Source organism: Demequina sediminis, assembly GCF_039545075.1.
GTDB classification, from domain to species: Bacteria; Actinomycetota; Actinomycetes; order Actinomycetales; family Demequinaceae; genus Demequina; species Demequina sediminis.
Map to the genome: position 1 here is coordinate 181,497 of NZ_BAABRR010000005.1, position 17,208 is coordinate 198,704.

At 70.9% G+C, this 17,208-nt stretch carries 19 protein-coding genes; 8 read left to right on the forward strand and 11 right to left on the reverse strand.

The annotated features are described in order from the left end of the window. Positions 1 to 209 precede the first annotated feature (209 nt). On the reverse strand, positions 210 to 3,446 hold the full coding sequence (ileS, locus tag ABEA62_RS06440; RefSeq protein ID WP_345379171.1) for an isoleucine--tRNA ligase: 3,237 nt from the start codon (positions 3,444 to 3,446) through the stop codon (positions 210 to 212). A gap of 266 nt (positions 3,447 to 3,712) precedes the next feature. Here ileS and ABEA62_RS06445 point away from each other — a divergent pair, with 266 nt between their 5' ends. The 4 genes from ABEA62_RS06445 (at position 3,713) to ABEA62_RS06460 (ending at position 6,961) form a co-directional block, all read left to right on the forward strand. Continuing rightward, positions 3,713 to 4,630, forward strand: coding sequence for a class I SAM-dependent methyltransferase (locus tag ABEA62_RS06445; RefSeq protein ID WP_286216469.1), 918 nt, complete (start codon positions 3,713 to 3,715; stop codon positions 4,628 to 4,630). Further along, a complete protein-coding gene (locus ABEA62_RS06450) occupies positions 4,627 to 5,208 on the forward strand; it encodes a hypothetical protein (protein WP_286216470.1) in 582 nt (193 codons plus the stop codon). Before ABEA62_RS06445 ends, ABEA62_RS06450 begins: the two co-directional genes overlap by 4 nt. Before the next feature lie 64 nt (positions 5,209 to 5,272). Further along, positions 5,273 to 5,647: a VOC family protein gene (locus ABEA62_RS06455; RefSeq protein ID WP_286216471.1), complete on the forward strand. Its 375-nt coding sequence runs from the start codon at positions 5,273 to 5,275 to the stop codon at positions 5,645 to 5,647. Positions 5,648 to 5,758: 111 nt separating this feature from the next. After that, positions 5,759 to 6,961 carry a PQQ-dependent sugar dehydrogenase gene (locus ABEA62_RS06460; RefSeq protein ID WP_286216472.1) on the forward strand — a complete coding sequence of 401 codons (1,203 nt, stop codon included), beginning with the start codon at positions 5,759 to 5,761 and terminating at the stop codon, positions 6,959 to 6,961. A gap of 72 nt (positions 6,962 to 7,033) precedes the next feature. Here the strand turns inward: ABEA62_RS06460 and ABEA62_RS06465 are convergent, their stop codons facing one another. Next, a complete protein-coding gene (locus tag ABEA62_RS06465; RefSeq protein ID WP_286216473.1) occupies positions 7,034 to 7,450 on the reverse strand; it encodes an Lrp/AsnC family transcriptional regulator in 417 nt (138 codons plus the stop codon). Between the two features lie 69 nt (positions 7,451 to 7,519). Between ABEA62_RS06465 and ABEA62_RS06470 the strand changes: the two genes are divergently transcribed. After that, complete coding sequence (locus ABEA62_RS06470) at positions 7,520 to 8,155, forward strand: LysE family translocator (RefSeq protein ID WP_286216474.1); 636 nt, start codon at positions 7,520 to 7,522, stop codon at positions 8,153 to 8,155. Between the two features lie 322 nt (positions 8,156 to 8,477). Here the strand turns inward: ABEA62_RS06470 and ABEA62_RS06475 are convergent, their stop codons facing one another. The 5 genes from ABEA62_RS06475 to ABEA62_RS06495 form a co-directional block, all read right to left on the reverse strand. Beyond that, positions 8,478 to 9,023, reverse strand: a complete 546-nt coding sequence (locus ABEA62_RS06475) for a hypothetical protein (protein WP_286216475.1) — start codon at positions 9,021 to 9,023, stop codon at positions 8,478 to 8,480. A gap of 284 nt (positions 9,024 to 9,307) precedes the next feature. Continuing rightward, positions 9,308 to 9,955 (reverse strand): hypothetical protein, encoded by a 648-nt coding sequence (locus ABEA62_RS06480; RefSeq protein ID WP_286216476.1) that lies wholly within the window; start codon positions 9,953 to 9,955, stop codon positions 9,308 to 9,310. 71 nt (positions 9,956 to 10,026) lie between these two features. Continuing rightward, complete coding sequence (locus ABEA62_RS06485) at positions 10,027 to 10,500, reverse strand: methyltransferase family protein (RefSeq protein ID WP_286216477.1); 474 nt, start codon at positions 10,498 to 10,500, stop codon at positions 10,027 to 10,029. Between the two features lie 9 nt (positions 10,501 to 10,509). Continuing rightward, positions 10,510 to 11,601 (reverse strand): 1-acyl-sn-glycerol-3-phosphate acyltransferase, encoded by a 1,092-nt coding sequence (locus ABEA62_RS06490; RefSeq protein WP_286216479.1) that lies wholly within the window; start codon positions 11,599 to 11,601, stop codon positions 10,510 to 10,512. Then, positions 11,598 to 12,428 carry a patatin-like phospholipase family protein gene (locus ABEA62_RS06495; RefSeq protein ID WP_286216480.1) on the reverse strand — a complete coding sequence of 277 codons (831 nt, stop codon included), beginning with the start codon at positions 12,426 to 12,428 and terminating at the stop codon, positions 11,598 to 11,600. The genes ABEA62_RS06490 and ABEA62_RS06495 overlap by 4 nt, the downstream gene beginning before the upstream one ends. 94 nt (positions 12,429 to 12,522) lie before the next feature. On the opposite strand from ABEA62_RS06495, the gene ABEA62_RS06500 reads away from it, so the two are divergent. Both ABEA62_RS06500 and ABEA62_RS06505 read left to right on the forward strand, forming a co-directional pair. Next, positions 12,523 to 12,684 (forward strand): hypothetical protein, encoded by a 162-nt coding sequence (locus tag ABEA62_RS06500; RefSeq protein WP_286216483.1) that lies wholly within the window; start codon positions 12,523 to 12,525, stop codon positions 12,682 to 12,684. A 50-nt stretch (positions 12,685 to 12,734) separates the two neighbouring features. Next, positions 12,735 to 13,328 (forward strand): dienelactone hydrolase family protein, encoded by a 594-nt coding sequence (locus ABEA62_RS06505; RefSeq protein ID WP_286216484.1) that lies wholly within the window; start codon positions 12,735 to 12,737, stop codon positions 13,326 to 13,328. Between the two features lie 47 nt (positions 13,329 to 13,375). On the opposite strand, the gene ABEA62_RS06510 is transcribed toward ABEA62_RS06505, so the two are convergent. The 3 genes from ABEA62_RS06510 to ABEA62_RS06520 are packed head-to-tail and all read right to left on the reverse strand — an operon-like array spanning position 13,376 to position 15,223. Then, on the reverse strand, positions 13,376 to 14,143 hold the full coding sequence (locus ABEA62_RS06510) for a DUF6226 family protein (RefSeq protein WP_286216485.1): 768 nt from the start codon (positions 14,141 to 14,143) through the stop codon (positions 13,376 to 13,378). Between the two features lie 24 nt (positions 14,144 to 14,167). Beyond that, complete coding sequence (locus ABEA62_RS06515) at positions 14,168 to 14,719, reverse strand: aminoacyl-tRNA deacylase (RefSeq protein ID WP_286216486.1); 552 nt, start codon at positions 14,717 to 14,719, stop codon at positions 14,168 to 14,170. A gap of 39 nt (positions 14,720 to 14,758) precedes the next feature. After that, positions 14,759 to 15,223, reverse strand: coding sequence for a hypothetical protein (locus ABEA62_RS06520; protein WP_286216487.1), 465 nt, complete (start codon positions 15,221 to 15,223; stop codon positions 14,759 to 14,761). Positions 15,224 to 15,340: 117 nt separating this feature from the next. On the opposite strand from ABEA62_RS06520, the gene ABEA62_RS06525 reads away from it, so the two are divergent. Continuing rightward, positions 15,341 to 16,696: an MFS transporter gene (locus tag ABEA62_RS06525; RefSeq protein WP_345379188.1), complete on the forward strand. Its 1,356-nt coding sequence runs from the start codon at positions 15,341 to 15,343 to the stop codon at positions 16,694 to 16,696. On the opposite strand, the gene ABEA62_RS06530 is transcribed toward ABEA62_RS06525, so the two are convergent. Next, on the reverse strand, positions 16,659 to 17,042 hold the full coding sequence (locus tag ABEA62_RS06530) for a hypothetical protein (RefSeq protein ID WP_286216490.1): 384 nt from the start codon (positions 17,040 to 17,042) through the stop codon (positions 16,659 to 16,661). The two genes, ABEA62_RS06525 and ABEA62_RS06530, sit on opposite strands and share 38 nt — an antisense overlap. Positions 17,043 to 17,208 lie beyond the last annotated feature (166 nt).

Sequence of the window (17,208 nt, forward strand, 5' to 3'; positions counted from 1 at the left end):
TCCCCCACACCCCCGCGGCTCCGCCACACGCCCACACCCCCGCGGCTCCGCCACACGCCCACACCCCCGCGGCTCCGCCACACGCCCGCGCTCCGGAACCGCGCTGAGCGGGCCCTCGAGCCGCGACACGCCGCCGACACGCCGAGCGGCGTGTGGCGGAGCCGCGGAACGGTGTGGCGGAGCCGCGGGGCGGGCAGGGGGCCAGCCGCTCAGGCCTTACGCACCTCGACCGCGAGCTCTCCCTCGGTCACGGCGACCGACACCGCGAGCACCTCGCGCGCGATGAGCTCCCGGTGCGCCTCGACCGCCGCAACGCGCTCGGCGGGCACGGTGACCGCCAAGTCGATGCGGTCGGACACGTTGAGGCCCGCGTGCTTGCGCTCGTCCTGGATCGAGCGGATGAGGTCGCGCGCGAATCCCTCGGCCTCGAGCTCGGGCGTGATGTCGGTGTGGAGCAGCACGAAGCCGCCGCCTGCGAGCACCGACGCGGCAGGGGCATCGTCCCCCTCCCCGCCGATGACCGTCGCGAGCTCGTACTCCCCCTCGACCAGGGCGATCCCGCCCGACACGACCTCGCCGGAGGCGGACTCGGTCCAGTCGCCGGTCTTGGACCCGCGGATCGCGGCCTGGACGTCCTTGCCGATGCGCGGGCCGGCGGCGCGCGCGTTGACGGTGAGGCGGCGCTCGACCGGGTTGGCGCGCGTGAACGCCTCCTCCGTGACCAGCACGACCATCTTGACGTTCAGCTCCGACGCGATGAGCGACACGTAGGGCCGCAGCGCCTCCGGGTCCGCGACCGCGACCTCAAGCGCCATGAGCGGCTGACGCACGCGGATCTGGCGCGCCTTGCGCAGCGCGTGGGCCGCAGACACGACCTCGCGCACGCGATCCATGACGGCGCCCAGCGAGTCGTCGGCCCAGGCGGCACGCTCGACCGGGTAGTCGGTGAGGTGAACGGACCGCTCGCCAGTGAGCCCGCGGTAGATCTCCTCGGTGACCAGCGGCAGCAGCGGCGCGGACAGGCGCGACAGCGTCACCAGCACCGTATAGAGCGTGTCGAACGCGTCCGCGTCCTCGCCCCAGAAGCGGTCGCGCTGCGTGCGCACGTACCAGTTCGTGAGCAGGTCCATGAAGGAGCGCAGGGACTCGGACGCGCCGGGCACGTCGAACTCCTCCATCTGCGCCGTGACGTCGCGCACAAGCTCCGCGGTCTTGGCCAGCACGTACCTGTCCATCACGGGCAGGGACGCGACCCTGGCATCGTCCACCTCGCGACCCAGCACTCCCTCTCCCCCGCGGGCGGCGCCCGCGTAGAGCGTGAAGAAGTAGTAGGTCGACCACAGCGGGAGCAGCACCTGGCGGACGCCCTCGCGGATGCCCTCCTCCGTCACGATGAGGTTGCCGCCGCGCAGGATGGGCGAGCTCATGAGGAACCAGCGCATCGCGTCGGAGCCGTCGCGGTGGAACACCTCGTTGACGTCCGGGTAGTTCTGCAGCGACTTGGACATCTTGCGGCCGTCCGAGCCCAGCACGATGCCGTGCGAGACGCACGTCTTGAACGCGGGGCGGTCAAACAACGCGGTGGCGAGCACGTGCATGACGTAGAACCAGCCGCGGGTCTGCCCGATGTACTCCACGATGAAGTCGGCCGGGTGGTGCCCGTCGAACCACTCGTGGTTCTCGAACGGGTAGTGGACCTGCGCGAACGGCATCGAGCCCGAGTCGAACCACACGTCGAACACGTCCGCGATGCGGCGCATGGTCGAGCGCCCGGACGGGTCGTCGGGGTTGGGGCGCGTGAGCTCGTCGATGAAGGGACGATGCAGGTTGGGCTCTCCCTTGGCGTCGCGCGGGAGGCGGCCGAAGTCGCGCTCGAGCTCCTCGAGCGAGCCGTAGACGTCCGTCCTGGGGAACGCGGGATCGTCCGAGACCCACACGGGGATGGGCGTGCCGAAGTACCTGTTGCGCGAGATCGACCAGTCGCGCGCGCCCTCGAGCCACTTGCCGAACTGGCCGTGCTTGATGTGCTCGGGCACCCACGTGATGCCCTCGTTGAGCTCGACCATGCGGTCGCGGAACTCGCTCACGCGCACGAACCACGAGCCCACCGCGCGGTAGATGAGCGGGTTGCGGCAGCGCCAGCAGTGGGGGTAGCTGTGGTCGTAGGTCTCGTGGCGCAGGACGATTCCCGCCTCCTTGAGGTCCGCGATCACCTTGGGGTTGGCGTCGAAGACCTGCAGTCCCTCGTATTGGGGGAACTCGGCGGTGAAGCGGCCCTTCGCGTCGATCGGGATGACCGGCTCGATGCCCACCTCCTGGCACACCGCCATGTCGTCCTCACCGAAGGCGGGCGCGAGGTGCACGATTCCCGTGCCGTCCTCGGTCGACACGAACGCTGCAGCGATCACCTGGTGCACGTTGGCGTTCTCGGCAAAGTTCGCGAAGGGTGCCGTGTAGCGCATCCCCGCGAGGTCCGAGCCCAGCAGGGTTCCGACGATGCGCGCGTGGTCGGGTCCGGGCGTCTCGCCCTCGGGCGCCAGCGGGCCGAGCTCGCGCGCATACGCCGCGACGCGAGCCTTCGCGAGCACGATTCTGCGGCCCACGAACGCGGAGCCCTCCGCGGGCTCGACCACCACGTACTCGATGTCGGGGCCCACGGCCGCGGCCAGGTTCGACGGCAGGGTCCACGGCGTGGTGGTCCACACCACCAGCTCGGCGTTCTCGAGGTCGCCCTCGCCGCCGATCAGCGGGAACGCGACCGTGAGCGCGGGGTCCTGGCGCATCGCGTAGACGTCGTCGTCCATGCGCAGCTCGTGGTTCGACAGCGGGGTCTCGTCGCGCCAGCAATACGGCAGCACGCGGAAGCCCTCGTACGCGAGGCCCTTGTCGTACAGCGACTTGAAGGCCCAGATCACGGACTCCATGAACGTCACGTCGAGCGTCTTGTAGTCGTTCTCGAAGTCCACCCAGCGGGCCTGGCGCGTGACGTACGCCTCCCACTCCTTGGTGTACTTCAGCACCGAGCTCTCGCACGCCTCGTTGAAGGCCGCGATGCCCATCTCCTCGATCTGCGACTTGTCGGTGATGCCCAGCACGCGCTCCGCCTCGAGTTCCGCGGGAAGCCCGTGCGTGTCCCAGCCGAACCTGCGCTCGACGCGCTTGCCGCGCATCGTCTCGAAGCGAGGCACCACGTCCTTGGCGTAGCCCGTGAGGAGGTGGCCGTAGTGCGGCAGGCCGTTGGCGAACGGCGGGCCGTCGTAGAACACGAACTCGTTGTTGCCGTCCGCGGTCTGGGCGGGGCGCTGATCGATCGACGCCTGGAACGTGCCGTCCGCCTCCCAGTACGCGAGCACGTCGGTTTCGATCGAGGGGAAGTGCGGCGAGGGAGGGACCTCGGCGTGGGTGTCAACGTCGGAGGTGCGGTGCAGCGGGTATCGGGCGGTCATGCGGTCCTCGTGGCTGTCGATGCGGGCGGCGGGGCTGCGAGGACGCCCCGTCCGCAAGGACGATGCGCGGTACCACCCCGCTTGCCGCGGTCACCCTCGCGGGTGGACGGCCACTCAAGGACGCTGTGACGGGCTGCCCGTGCGGTTCTACTGAGGCTCGCGCCCGTTCTTCCGCAAGCTCGCCGGTGATGGCCGGGTCGATGCTGGTGTGGTCAGTGTACGCGAAGGGCCGGAAGCAATCCCAGCCCCGCGCGGTTGTTCACCACATGGCGGAGCAGCCGGACAAGCTCGAGATCCTCGACGTGCTGTGGGCGTCGGAGGCGGATGGCACGCGCCTCCCGGTCTTCAGGGACGATGCCGCGGGTCGCCTGCGCGCGTCAGAGCAGCATCGTGCCGCGGCCCTGGTGGACGCGCTGCCCACGCGCGGAGGGGCGCGCGGCGGGGTGCGCGGCGGGGTGCTGGACGAGGCCGCGGTGGACGACGCCTTCCTGGCGGTGCACCTCGAGCTCGCGCGGCTCAGCGAGTTCGTTCACGTGCCCCAGCGCATGGCGCAGTCGCTGCGCCCGGTGGTCGAGAGGCTGCGCGAGAGCGCCGAGGGGCCCGTGCGGGTGGTCGATCTGGGCTGCGGGATCGGCTACGACACGCGCATCCTCGCGGCGACGGGCGCGCTCGGACCCGGCGTCGAGTACGTGGGGCTCGACTTCAACGCGCTGCTCGTGGACGCCGCGCGGCGCCTCGCGCACCTCGAGGACATCGACGTGCGCTTCCTCGTGGGCGACGCGCTCGACCCCGAGCTATCGATGGAGGACCCCGACCGCACGCTGGTGGTGTCCTCGGGGGTGCTTCACCATCTGGGGCGCGACAACCTCGCCCCCTTCTTCGCGCAGACCGCCCGCTCGGGTGTGGCCGCGTTCGCTCACTTCGATGTGGATCCGGGGCCGTGGGCCAACGTGGGCGCCTGGGTGCTCCACCAGACCCGCATGCGTGAGCCGATTTCGAGGCACGACGGCTCGATGTCGATGCGCAGGGCATTCACCGCGAAGGAATTGCTCGCCCACGCGTCGCTCGGCGTGGGCGCGGCGTACGACCTCCGCTGCGACGAGGTCACCAACCTGTACCCGCGCCCCGAGCAGATCGTGCGGCCCATCATCGGGCTGCGGAGGGACCTGGGAGACGTGCCGTGAGAGAGATCATCGACGCCTTCGCGTGGACGGACGTCCTGGGTCTCGCGCTGCTCGCGATCGTGGTGCTCCAGCACGCGGGCACCGCCGGCATCCGCGCGTGCATGGGGCGCGACGGTCGCACGCGCCACCGCGCGATCGAGATCCAGGGCGCGCTGCGGGGCACCCTTGCGCTCGCGGTGTTGCTCACGCCCGTCGCGATCGTGTGGGCGCTCGACGCGTTCTCCTCGCCCGAGCGCTTCGCACTGTACATGCGCGCCAACGAGGCCATGCTCACGCTGTGGATCCCGATCACGGTGATCGCGCTCGTGAGCTTCCTGGTCGCACGCGTGTCGCCGTGGCAGGTGCGATCCAACGTGAACTCGATGGTGTTCAGCGTGCTCGAGCTCGCCCGGCCGGCCGTCGCGCTGGCCGGCATGGCGCTCGGAGTCCTCGCCACGCGCGACCTTCGCGTCGCGATCGTCGCCACGTTTGCCGTGCTCATGGGCATGCTCGTCTACCCACTCACGCGACGGTGGTGGTACGACCGCCCGGTGACGCTCGAGGACCTGGGCCCGGCCCCCGCATCGGCCCCTCAGTAGGCCCCGCGCATCGGACCTTTCGGGCGGACACTGAAGGTGCAGTCCCCGATGAAAGGAGCCGATCATGCTCGGCGACAGCACTGCAATGGCCTGCTTCTCGACCAACGACATCGAGAAGGCCAAGGAGTTCTACGGAGGGACGCTCGGCATCGCGGTCTCGATGGAGGAGGACGACAGCCTGGTCCTCGACTTCGCCGGCGACACCCACGTGCTGGTGTACCTCAAGGAGGATCACGTTCCCGCGTCACACACCGTCCTGCTGCTCTCCGTGGCGGACGTCGAGGCGGAGGCCGCGGACCTGAAGGCACGCGGCATCACGCTCGCGGACCTGCCGTACACGGACGCGGACGGCATCGCGCGCGACGAGTCCATGCCACCGACGGCGTGGTTCCAAGACCCCGCTGGTAACTGGGTGGCGGTGGGCCAGCTGCCGTCCTGACCCGACCGTCTCGCCCGTCGCGGCGAGGTCCGACGAGCCCTCGACACGCAGGTGGTTTCCCGGATGTCAACTTTTACAACCGTGGGCAGGCGTGCCTAACCTGTCTAGGTCATGAATGCCCGCCACCGTATCGTCGCGCTCGCGTGCGCCCTGCCGCTCGCGCTCGCGCTCGCAGCATGCTCGTCGAGCGCGGACTCCGAGCCCACCCCGAGCGCCGAGCGCATCGTCAGCGGATCGACGCCCACGGCGTCGGCGACGCCCGCTCCCACCCCCACCGCGATCGGCGGAGCGGCGACAGCGAGCGTCGTGGACCAGCGCGTCGTCACGACCAACCTCGAGGCGCCGTGGGACATCGAGGTGGTTGCGGACGGTTCGCTGCTCGTGACCGAGCGCGATACCGCGATCATCAAGCGCGTGCGGGCCGGCTTCGCGACGTCGCTCAACGGCCCGGGCGCCGATTCCTTGCGCTCGATGGTGAACGCAGGCGGCGAGGGCGGGCTGCTCGGCATCGCCGTGCTCCCCGGAGAGCCCTCGTACCTCTACGCCTACGTCACGCGCGAGTCGGACAACGCGGTCGTGCGCATGGAGCTCCACGATGACCTGCTGGGCCTGCCCACGGTGATCGTGGAGGGAATCCCCGCCGCGTCGAATCACAACGGCGGACGCATCGCGTTCGGGCCCGACGGCTACCTCTACGTGGCGACGGGCGACGCGGGGCGCACCGAGAGCGCGCCCGACACCTCCTCGCGCGCCGGCAAGATCCTGCGAGTCGTCGCGGACGGCGGCGAGAATGACGGCGCCGCGGCTCCCGACAACCCCAGCGGCAACCGCGTGTGGACGTCAGGGCACCGCAACGTCCAGGGACTCGCATGGGTCGCCGATGGGCGCATGTACGCGAGCGAGTTCGGTCAGGACACGTGGGACGAGCTCAACCTGATCGCGGCCGGGGCGAACTACGGATGGCCATCGAGCGAGGGCATGGAGGGCGCTGGAGCGGGGGCCGCGCCCGGCGCGACGGTCGATGGCCTCACGTACCCCGTCACGACCTGGGCGACGGACGATGCGTCGCCGTCGGGAATCGCCGCGACGCACGAGGCCGTGTACGTGGCCTCGTTGAGGGGCGAGAGGCTGTGGCGCGTGCCGTTGACCGCCGACGGCACGGGAGAACCCCACGTGATCCTCGACGGGCTCGGCCGCCTGCGCGACGTGGCCGTGGCGCCGGATGGCAGCCTCTACGTGCTCACCAACAACACCGACGGCCGCGGCACGCCCGGCGAGGGTGACGACCAGATCATCCGCATCACGGTCGAGTAGGTCTCGGCGGTCTCGGGCCGGTCGCTGCGGTCGCCCGCCGCGGGTCACCCTCCGCGGGTCACCCTCCGCGGGTCACCGCAGCGCGATCGAGGTCTGGGTCTGCAGCGCTCCCCCGTCGCGCTTGAGCGACCTCAGGAGCCGGTCAAGCCCCGCCATGTCCGGCACGCGGACGTGCAGGTGATAGTCGTAGGGCCCGGTCACGTGGGCCGCGTCGAGCACGGATCGCCGCGCCCGCGCCCACGCGAGGAACTCGTCGGAGTCCCGTCCGGGCGCGAGCCGCACGTCGACGAACGCCTCGACGCCGTCGGGCGTGGCCACGTCGTCGGCGAGGAGCGCGTGATAGCCGACGATCACGCCAGCGGCTTCGAGCCGCGCGACGCGGGCGGCGACCGCATTCGCGCTGAGGCCCACCTCGCGACCGATCCCGCTGTGCGGCGCCCTGCCATTCTGCACAAGAATGTCGAGAATTCTACTGTCCGTGGCGTCCACACCGCGATGTTAGCCCCAGTCACTGCGATTGTCTCCGCCGTGCGTGCGGGCGGCCGGGAGACTGCGCGAGTGAGTCTCGGAATCGCATTCGTGAGCGGGATCGTCGCAGGCCTGGCGATCGCGCTGCCCCTGGGTGCGATCGGCGTGCTGCTGGTCACCGAGGGCATGGACCGCGGTGTGAGGCGGGGCCTGCCCGCGGCACTAGGCGTCGCGACGGTGGATGCCCTGTACTGCACCGCGGCGATCATCGCGGGGAGCGTGGTCGCGCCCGTGACGGCCCAGCTGGGTGAATGGCCGCGCCTCGTCGGAGGGGCGGCGCTGGTGGTCCTGGCGATCGTGGGAGTGCGGCGCGCGGTGGTGTCCGACCCGGACACGGCGGCGGGAGCATCCGCCGGGGGTGGCGGCCCGACACGGAGGTTCGGGCTGTTCTTCGCCCTCACCCTCCTCAACCCGGCGACGGTCATCTACTTCGCCGCGTTGGTCTCGGGACTCACGGCGCTGCGGTCGTCGCCCGGCACGGCAGGCATGTTCGTCGCGGGAGTGGCCGCGGCATCGTTCGCGTGGCAGGCCGCATTGGTAGCCGTGGGGAGCGCCGTGCGCGCTCGCGTGAGTGGCCGCGCACGCCGGGTGACGGCCCTCGCGGGCAATGCGGTGGTGGGGGTGCTTGGCGTGGGGCTGGTCGTGGTCGCACTGGGCGCGGGCTGAGCAAGTGGGGATTGAGGGAAAGCAGGACGATGTCTTTGCCCTGATAGAAGGCCGATGCGAGGCTGAGGTGGATGAAGCCCTCCTCGTCGAGCGTGCGGCCCAGCGTGGAGACGGTGTACGGCTCCTCGGCGTCGGGATCCCAGGCCTCCGCCGTGGCGAGACGGTAGAGAGTCGGCAACTCGATCACTCGGCGATCGTGGTCTGGCATCGCGGAGGACGCGCGGTGTGTCTCGCGCGCGCTTGCGCATTTCATGCACGAAGCGACACTGATGCTCACAGGGTCCGCGCGGTGGGCCGCGGGTGCGTGGGGCGCCGGGAAGCGCTAGTTGTCGGAGGCGACCAGGCGAGCACGCGGGTGCAGCACCTCGATGCCCACACCGGGCGACGAGGTGTCGATCACGGTGTCGAACGCGATCCACGCACCGCCCGCCACCCGATACTCGCCCGTCCACGTGGTCGTGAGTGACACGGTCGCCTCGTCGAGCGCTCGCCCGTAGGCGTGCGTGACCGTCGCGTGAGGGTGCGGGGCTCCGGGGTCCGAGGTGGTCGTGGTCTCGCCGTCGCCCCAGTGCCACGTGTAGTTCGCGGGGGTGGCGCGGATGTCGACCTCGGCGCCGAGAAGGACGGCGGAATGCAGTTGCGGGGAGTCGTCCGCCATCGCGATGGTCGGCACCGTGGCGTAGACCCGACCGTCGCCGGGCTGGAGCGCGATGCGGGACGGCTCGGGCCGGAGCTCGGTCCACTCTCGCTCGACGAGGGCCAGGAGATCCGCCTCGGAGGGGCAGGTGTAAGACGTCACCGGCACCCACGGCCCCCAATTGCCGTCGGAATCCTGCTCGCGCATCCACAGCGGCAGGTTCGCCGTCATGCCAGCCGGACAAGTGAAACTAGTTGCAACTAGCGGTGAGCACGCCTCCACGTCACTCACGGGGGTTCCCGCTTCACACGCGGGCGCGCGCCAGAACTGCCTTGGAGGTCCGGTCACGGGCGCGGCGTCGGGATGGCCTCCACCATCCAACCACTCGCGGATGACGTCGATCCGCGCCGCACCGTCATCGACGCCCGCATCCACACCAATGCCTGGGCTCGGATCTGGTGAAGCCGTCATCGCGAGTGCCAGGAATAGTGGCCCCACACCTCGGACGACGGCACTCATCGCTCAGTTGATTCCGTGTGAACACCGTCTACGAGCCACACTCCGCCTGGGCGGACCAAGGTGATGATGATCTCGGTACTCACGGCCGGATTGGCCACGGTACTTTGCCCATCCCGGTCAACTCGCAGAAGTTCATCTACCGCGGCAGTAAGTTCAACAACCACTGCACCGTCTTCCGCAAGTGCCGCGCGGGTCAGGCTCTCATCGACGTGCACGGTACCGCCACGTGCCGTGGCTCCCTCTGCCCAGAGCGCTCTGAGATTGTCAGTCTGGCTGGCACAGTAGCCGCAGTTCTCAGTTGCAAGTCCGATCCACGCGTCAGCGCCTTCTCCCGACCATATGGTCCCTAAGAGCTCCGCATAGAACTGCGCCGTCGCCATCGCCCCAAACAGGTCGTCGCGCGCGGCCTCCTCGGGCATGAGGGCGAGCAGCTCCTCGTCGGTGAGCGCGGTAGCCGAGGGCGACGGGCTGGGCGAGGACGTCTCGGTGGGTGAGGGCGCGACCGTGGGCGCCTCCGTCACGATGGGCGCGGGATCTCCCGTGCACCCCGCGAGGCCGCCCGCGCCGCCGATGGCGAGCAGGCAGGCGACAAGCACCGTCTTCGCGTCGGCGAATCGTGCCGCACCCCCAGGGACGAACCGCATGAAACCGACAGTATCGGGCGAATCGCCCTGGCAGAAGGTCGAGCGGGAAACTTGTGGAGAAAGCCAGCGACCTAGGGACGCCGGCGAGCGACGCCAGGCACGAACTTGCCGGTCCGCTCCGCGTACTCCGCATAGCCCGGATACGTGCGCACCAGGAACATCTCCTCGACGCGGGTCTTCGCGTCGAAGAACACCGCGAGCACCAGCGCGAACGCGTAGGTCCACACCTTGCCAGACCCGAGCGCGAGCCCCAACGCGATCACCAGGATCGCGGCGTACATCGGATGCCGGACGTACCCGTAGATCCCGCCTGCGGCGAGTCCCGCACCGTTGGGCGTGGGCAACGGCGTGAGCGCCCGTCCCAGGTCCTTGCCCGCCCAGAACATGCCCAGGCCGCCCAACAACACGAGCGTGGTGCCCGCCCACCACGAGCCGCGAATCGTGGGCCCGTCGAGAAACGCGGACGCCCCGACACCCAGGAAGATCACACCCTGCAACGCGACGAGCACCAGCCCAAGCAGGCGACCCTGAGAGCTCTGTGACATCGCGTCAGGCTACCTCGCGCGCCGCGCCTCGGCGGCCGACTCGCGCGCGCGAGCCACCCCCGAAACCTCCGGCTGGTGCGCGTCGATCCATCCGTCGACCCTCTCCCACCACGTGTAGAGCCAGGCCTCGCGCTCCTCGCGATCCGCGGGAATCTCACTCGGGTCCGCGGTCCAGCCCTTGAGCACGATCCTCTTGTCGACCGGGAGCTCCCGCCACACGTCCGCGACGGTCGACAGCCTCTCGAGGCCCGTGTGTGCGACGACGATGACCACCGCATCGGGGCGCGCCTCCATCGCCGCGAGCACGCCGCCGGGATGGGGCGGCATCACGTGAGGCATCGCCTCGGCGCGATCGGCGAGCTCGGCGTGACCCGCCTCGCGCAACGCGGCGATGCGTCGCTCGCGCCTGCGCGGCGTCGCGTTCGCGCCCTCGGGAAAGATCACTAGGGCGCCCGAGCCGTCGAGTTCGCGCGCGAGCCCCGCGACGGCCTCGGTCCCGCCGGGCGCCCCGGGTCGACGCACGCCCCGCGGCGAGATGAACCGCGAGGGAATCCTGTTGAGCAGGATGTCGATCGCCGGGTCCCACTGCAGCGTGTCCTTGAGCACGATCGCGGGCTCTCGCGAGAAGCGGTTGAGCAACGCGTCGACGATCACGAAGGAGTCCCCCGGACCCGCGTGACGGCACACGACGATGATCGGCCGCCCCTGTGCGATCGCATCGAGGTCCGCGTCCTGCACCTCGATCTCCAGCCGGAGCGTCCACCGGACCTGGAAGAACAGGAGGCGGAGCATCGTCCTCGCGACCGCATAGTGGTGCCGCTCCGACGCCTCCGACCGAATCCTGAACCCGAACCCGTGCCACACCCACAGTGCCGCGAGCACCACCACCGCAGCGGCGTCCCACAACAGATAGAAGCCCGCCAGCCAGATCACGCGCGTGACGCGCATCCGACCGGGCAGCGCGAAGCTCACGATCGCCGCGACCGCGACCGCGAGCCACGCCGCGAACGGCAGCCACACGAACGCGAGCAGCACGATCCCCGGCGCAAGCACCGCTCGCCTCACCCACACGGGTGGCAGCCGCCACCACCGCGCGCTCACGCGCCCAACCCGCGCTCGGCGAGATACGCCGCGGTCGCATCGCGCGCCGCCTCGATGCGCGCATGCGTGCGGTCGAGTCGCCGATACGCACCCACCTTGTGATCGCCCGGCTGGCGCCCGCCATACGGCAGCACGTGCAGATCCACGTGCGCGGGCACGGCCGCACGCTCGCGCTGGAAGCGATGTCGCCGCGAGACCTCGAATGCGACGCGCCCGACGTCGGCCGGCGTGCGCGGCACCGCGAGTGGCTCCTCGATGCGACCCACCTGCAGCACGTAGATCGTGGTCGCGCCGCGCGCGACCGCCTCGCCGAGCGGGATCGAGTTGACCACGCCGCCATCGATGAAGTGCTCATCGCCGATCCTCTGCGGGGGCAGCGCCGCGGGCACGGACGCGGAGGCGATCACGGCGTCCACGAGCGGACCCGAGTCGAACCAATGCTCGGCCGCGCGCTCGATGCTCGCGGCGCACACCGCGAGCGGCACCACGAGATCCTCGAACCGCGTCTCCTCCCCCAGCATGTCCGCGATGAGCGTGCGCAGCGCGCCGGGGTCGTTGAGGTGCGTGCGCGACTTCGCGAGGCGGCGCAGCTGGCGCGGAAAGGACTCGCCGTAGACGGCGCCCGCGGTGGGGGACGCCCACGCGCGCTCGAGCCGGTCCACCACCGCGGGAGTGGGGTCCTGCGCGACCGCGGCGCCGTTGATGGCCCCGATCGACGTTCCCACCACGAGAGAGGGGACGATGCCCGCGTCGAGGAGGGCGCGCAGCATCCCCACCTCGGTGGCTCCCCTGACGCCCCCACCACCCAGCACGAATGCGACCGTCATGTGCCCAGGCTAGAGGGGACGATGCCCGGGCGGGCCCTCCCTGGAGGCGGACATCCCCACCCGTCCCCCGGCATCGGCGCTCCGAACGCCAGTCATGATCACCCTCACGATCGTGGGACTCGTCTCCGGCATCATCACCACGATCCAGGACGGCGCCGTGGTGGGCGGGCATCGTGGTGGGTGGGCATCGTGGTGGGCGGGCATCGTGGTGACGAGCGCACGCATGGGACCGATCGTCGCGGAGGCCGCACTCTAGCCCTCGCGCGTCCGACTCGCGAAGACAGCCGCCCGGGGCCAAACTGAGGTATGGCCGAGATTCTGCTCTTCCACCACGCACTGGGGCTCACGGACGGGCTCCTCGCCTTCGCCGATCGCCTCCGTGCCGAGGGGCACACGGTCCACTGCCCCGACTGCTATGCGGGTGCGACCTTCGACGACGTCGACGAGGGCGTCTCGTTCGCCCAGTCGATCGGTCACGACGCCCTGGGCGAGGCCGCACACTCGGCGGCGCGCATGCACCGCACCGCGGACGTCACGATCGGCTTCTCGCTCGGCACGATGCAGGCCCAGATGCTCGCCCAGGACCGGCGCCGCTTCCGCGGTTGCCTGCTGGTGGGCGGCGCCCTCCCGCCCTCCGCACTCGGCGGCGTGTGGCGCCACAAGGTCGCGCTGCAGGTCCACGTCGCCGACCCCGACGAGTGGGTCGAGCCGCACGAGGTCGACGCGCTGCTCTATCACGCCCCGCACGCCCGGCTGTATCGCTATGCGGGCAAGGGACACCTGTTCATGGACCGCTCGACCGCGGAGTACGACGCTGACGCCGCCGACCTCTTCGAGGAGCGCGCGACGCATTGGCTCCAGGAGCTCGACTCGAACCAGCGGTCGCGCCAGCACGCGTAGCCCCGCGAACTGCGGCCAGGCCAGGCCCGGCCCGGCGCGCCGCGGCGTCAGGCGCTGCGCAGCCTCTTCTTGATGCGCTCGAGTGCCTGTTCGATCGCGGCCTCGCGCTCGGCGCGCGTGCGCGCGCGTCCCGCGGCGGGCGCCTCCGCGACCACGGCATCGTCCCTGCGCGGCGGCCACGGCATCCAGCGGGCGCCGTGGCGCTCGCGCTGGCTCAGCTTGACGGCCTCGAGATCCTCCTTGGTGGCGGCGTGGCGCGGGGTGGTCGAGGCGCGCGCGCCCCACTCCCCCACCATCGAGATCTCGATGCCCTCGGACCACGAGTAGCGCTCCTGGTAGCGACCCTCGACGACGGCGAATACCAGGTGCTCGAGCTCCTCGGCGCAGTACGTGAGGTCCTCGTCGCACGCGTCGCACCCGCACGGCGGCGAGCTCTCGAGGCCCGCGGCACCCATCGCGACCACGACGCTCGGGAACGTGGTCTCCGCGATGACCAGCGGGGCGGAAAGGTGGTGGCGCGGCACGAGCGTGACGGCCCGCGCGATCCGCACCTGGCCGTGCTCGTAGCGGCGCAGGGCGTCGGGGGCGTCGTCGGGGAGGCCCTCCGTGAGGTGGACGTCGACGTCGTACGTGCGCTCGAGGTGCTCGGCGAGGGCGCGGGCCACGTCAATGAGCGGCGCGAACCGCTCGGGGTGCCGGGTCAGCGAGTACGTCCGCTCCGGAGGTCCGGAGGTTCCCCACCGCGCGCCGTAGGGAATCGGATTCCCGTCGGGGTCGGTGAAGCTCAGCTCCGCGAGGGTGGGCCTGACATACACGTGGCCCAGGGTACCCGCCGGGGCTCAGCGCGGGGTGAGCGGCTCCGTGACGTCGGCGATCCTGGCGTCGAGGATCTCGACCAACTGCGTCGGATCGAGCGTCGCGGCCACGCCGTGCGCGCCGGCGCCGATCGACACGGGCCCCTCGCGCGACACGATGAGCGCGTCCGCGATGACGGGCCACGCGCGTCCGGTCGCGGGGTCGGGTAGTGCACCGAAGGGCGTGATCGTGCCGCGCTCGTACCCGGTGACCTCGCGCGCGACGTCCTTGTCCGGCATCGACAGGCGGCTCACGCCCAGCAGGGCGCGCAGCTTGGGCCAGCTGATCTCGCGATCCCCCGGCACCAGGACCAGCAGGTACTCGCCCTCGGCGCGGCGCACCACGATGGTCTTGAGAATCTGACGCGGCTCGACGCCCCTGACCTCGGCAGCCTCATCGAGGGAGCGCACGGGTCCGTGCACCGTGACCTGATGGTCGACGCCGGTCGCCGCGAGCGCGGTAGTCGCCGGCGTGGAGGGGGCGGGCGCGGCGGTGGCGGGCGTGGAGGGGGCGGGCGCGGCGGAGGGCTCGGTCATGTTTCCTCGAACGCTCGCCGACCCGCCGCGCTTCCCCGCTCAGTCGCCGACGTAGCGGATGCCGCGCGCGTCGGGGCCCACGGGCGAGACGAACGCGAGCCGCGCGATGCCGCGCACCGCGGAGACGAACCACTCCGCGATCATCTCGTCGGCCTCGCCCTCGACGCCCGAAAAGGCGACCACGAGCCCGTGGCGCACGATCCCTCCCGGGTAGACGATGTCCCCCGCCGTGTAGAGGTGGGGGTGCTCCATGCGCAGGCGCGACGTGTCGAGACCCGTGCGCTCCGCGACGCGTGCCTTCGCGAGCGCGTACTCGTACGTCTTGTCCTCGGTGTCGCCGATGCTTCCGTGCCAGAACAGCGTCGCGTCCCTGGTCGCCGGGTCGAGCACGATGAGATTGCCCGTCGCGGCGCGGATCACGCCGGTCGCGGCGGCCCGTTCGATCGCGGGGGTCACCAGGTCCCATGCCTGGGAACACAGCTCTGGGGTGAGTCCGGCGAACATCGGTGGTCCTTCCTCGAGGGGTCGACTCCACCGTAGCGGTGCGACGTCCTCGGCACCGCCGCGCGCGTGGGACGATGAAGGAGAACGTTATCCCTGCATCGTCGCGATTGGCCCGCAGTGACTCTCACGCCCGACTCCGCCGCGCCCGGCGACAACCTGCCCACCCCCGAACTCCACACCGCCGTGGTCGCCTATCCGGTCGCGGGCGAGGGTGCGATCCTGCCGGAGCCCACCGCGGGCGCGACCGAAGGCGCACCCCCGGTCCCCCACCGGCGCGCGCTCGCCGCGCTCACGGTGCTCGCGTTCGCGGCCTTCGCATTCGTGACCGCCGAGGTGCTGCCGCTCGGGCTCATGGGGCCGATGGCGGAGGGGCTCGGCGTCGCGGAGTCGACGGTCGGGCTGCTCATCACGATCCAGGCGCTGACGATCGTCGTGGGATCCGTCCCGCTTGCCGCCGCGGCCAAGCGCCTCACTCCCCGCACCGCGCTGCTCATCGCGCTCGGCGTATTCCTCGCGGGACTACTCATCGCTGCGACCGCGGGGACGTTCGCCCAGCTCGCGCTCGGCCGCGGCATCTCCGCGATCGCACACGCGCTGTTCTGGGCCGTCGTGACACCGGCGGCGGCAGGAATGTTCCCCCCGCAGGTGCGCGGGCGCATGGTGTCACGCCTGCTGCTGGGCGGCTCCGGCGCGGGAGTGATCGGGCTACCCGCCTCGACCTGGCTCGCGCAGCAGGCGTCGTGGAGCACGCCCTACTGGGTCATCGCGGGTTCCGCGGCCGTGCTGCTCGTCGCCCTCGCGGTGCTCATGCCCGGCTTCCGCGCTGAGGAGGGCACCGCCGCCCGCGGCGAGCTCCCCTCCCGCGCGATGTTCGCGCGCGTGCTCATCGCGATCGCCCTCGCGGTGGGGTCGATGGCCGTCACGTGGACGTACATCACCCCGTTCCTCGAGCGGGTCGCGGGCTTCTCGACGGCCTCGGTGCCGGCGCTGCTCGCGCTCGGCGGCGTGGTCGGCACGCTCACCACCGCGTTCGTGGGCCGCTATCTCGACCGCTGGCCGGTGAGGTCGGCGGTCGTGGGCCTCGCGTTGCTCGTGACGATGTTCGCCGGGCTCGCGGTCGCGGGAAGCTCGGTGCCCGTCACCCTCGCGATGCTCGTGCTGCAGGGCTTCAGCTGGTCGATCGTGGTCGCGTCTCACCTCAACTGGGGGATGCGTCACGCGCCGGGACGCACCGACGTCCTCATGGCGCTCTATCAGTCGCTCTACAACGTCGGCAACATGCTCGGCCCGCTCGCGGGAGGGGCGATCCTCGCTCGCCACGGCGCCGCGTGGCTGCCCGCGGCAAGCGTCGCGCTGTCCGGCGCGGCGTTCGTGGTGGTGCTGACGGTCAAGCCGTGGGGACTGCTCGGGAGGATGCGTGCGGCGCGCCGCGCGGTCAGTCCTGCGCGGGAAGCGCGACGGACCCGACCGTGACCAGGGCGGGCGACTCGATCATGTCGGCGAAGTAGCCGCCCGGGGCGGAGACGCCCTGGATCACCGGCTGGTCGCCCATCGCAAAGGTCGGGGCGACGGTGCCCACGTAGAACGACGTGAACGAGTCCACTGCGTTCTGCACCACTCCACCGGCGATCACGGCCCACAGGAGCGCCACGATCGCGCCCCCCACCACGGCCTGAACCGCGACATCCAGCCACGGGAAGCGCTGCGCGGCCGCGGCATCGGCCGGCCGGGGTGCCCTCACCGGCACGCGACGATGCGGCGCGAGTACGCCGATGCGCCCGGCGGTCCACGTCGATGCCGAAATGTGCGGAACTGTCACGATTTGCCCCTCCTCCATCACACGCCACATGCCTGTCTTGCGCAACCGGTACGCGGTGTCAGTTATTCCAACCACTAGTAAAGACGCATCCAAGCGTCATTCCGTTGGGTAAAGCGCGCCCCTATTTATGGGGGCACCCAATCGGTGCGAACCATCCTTTTTCGGA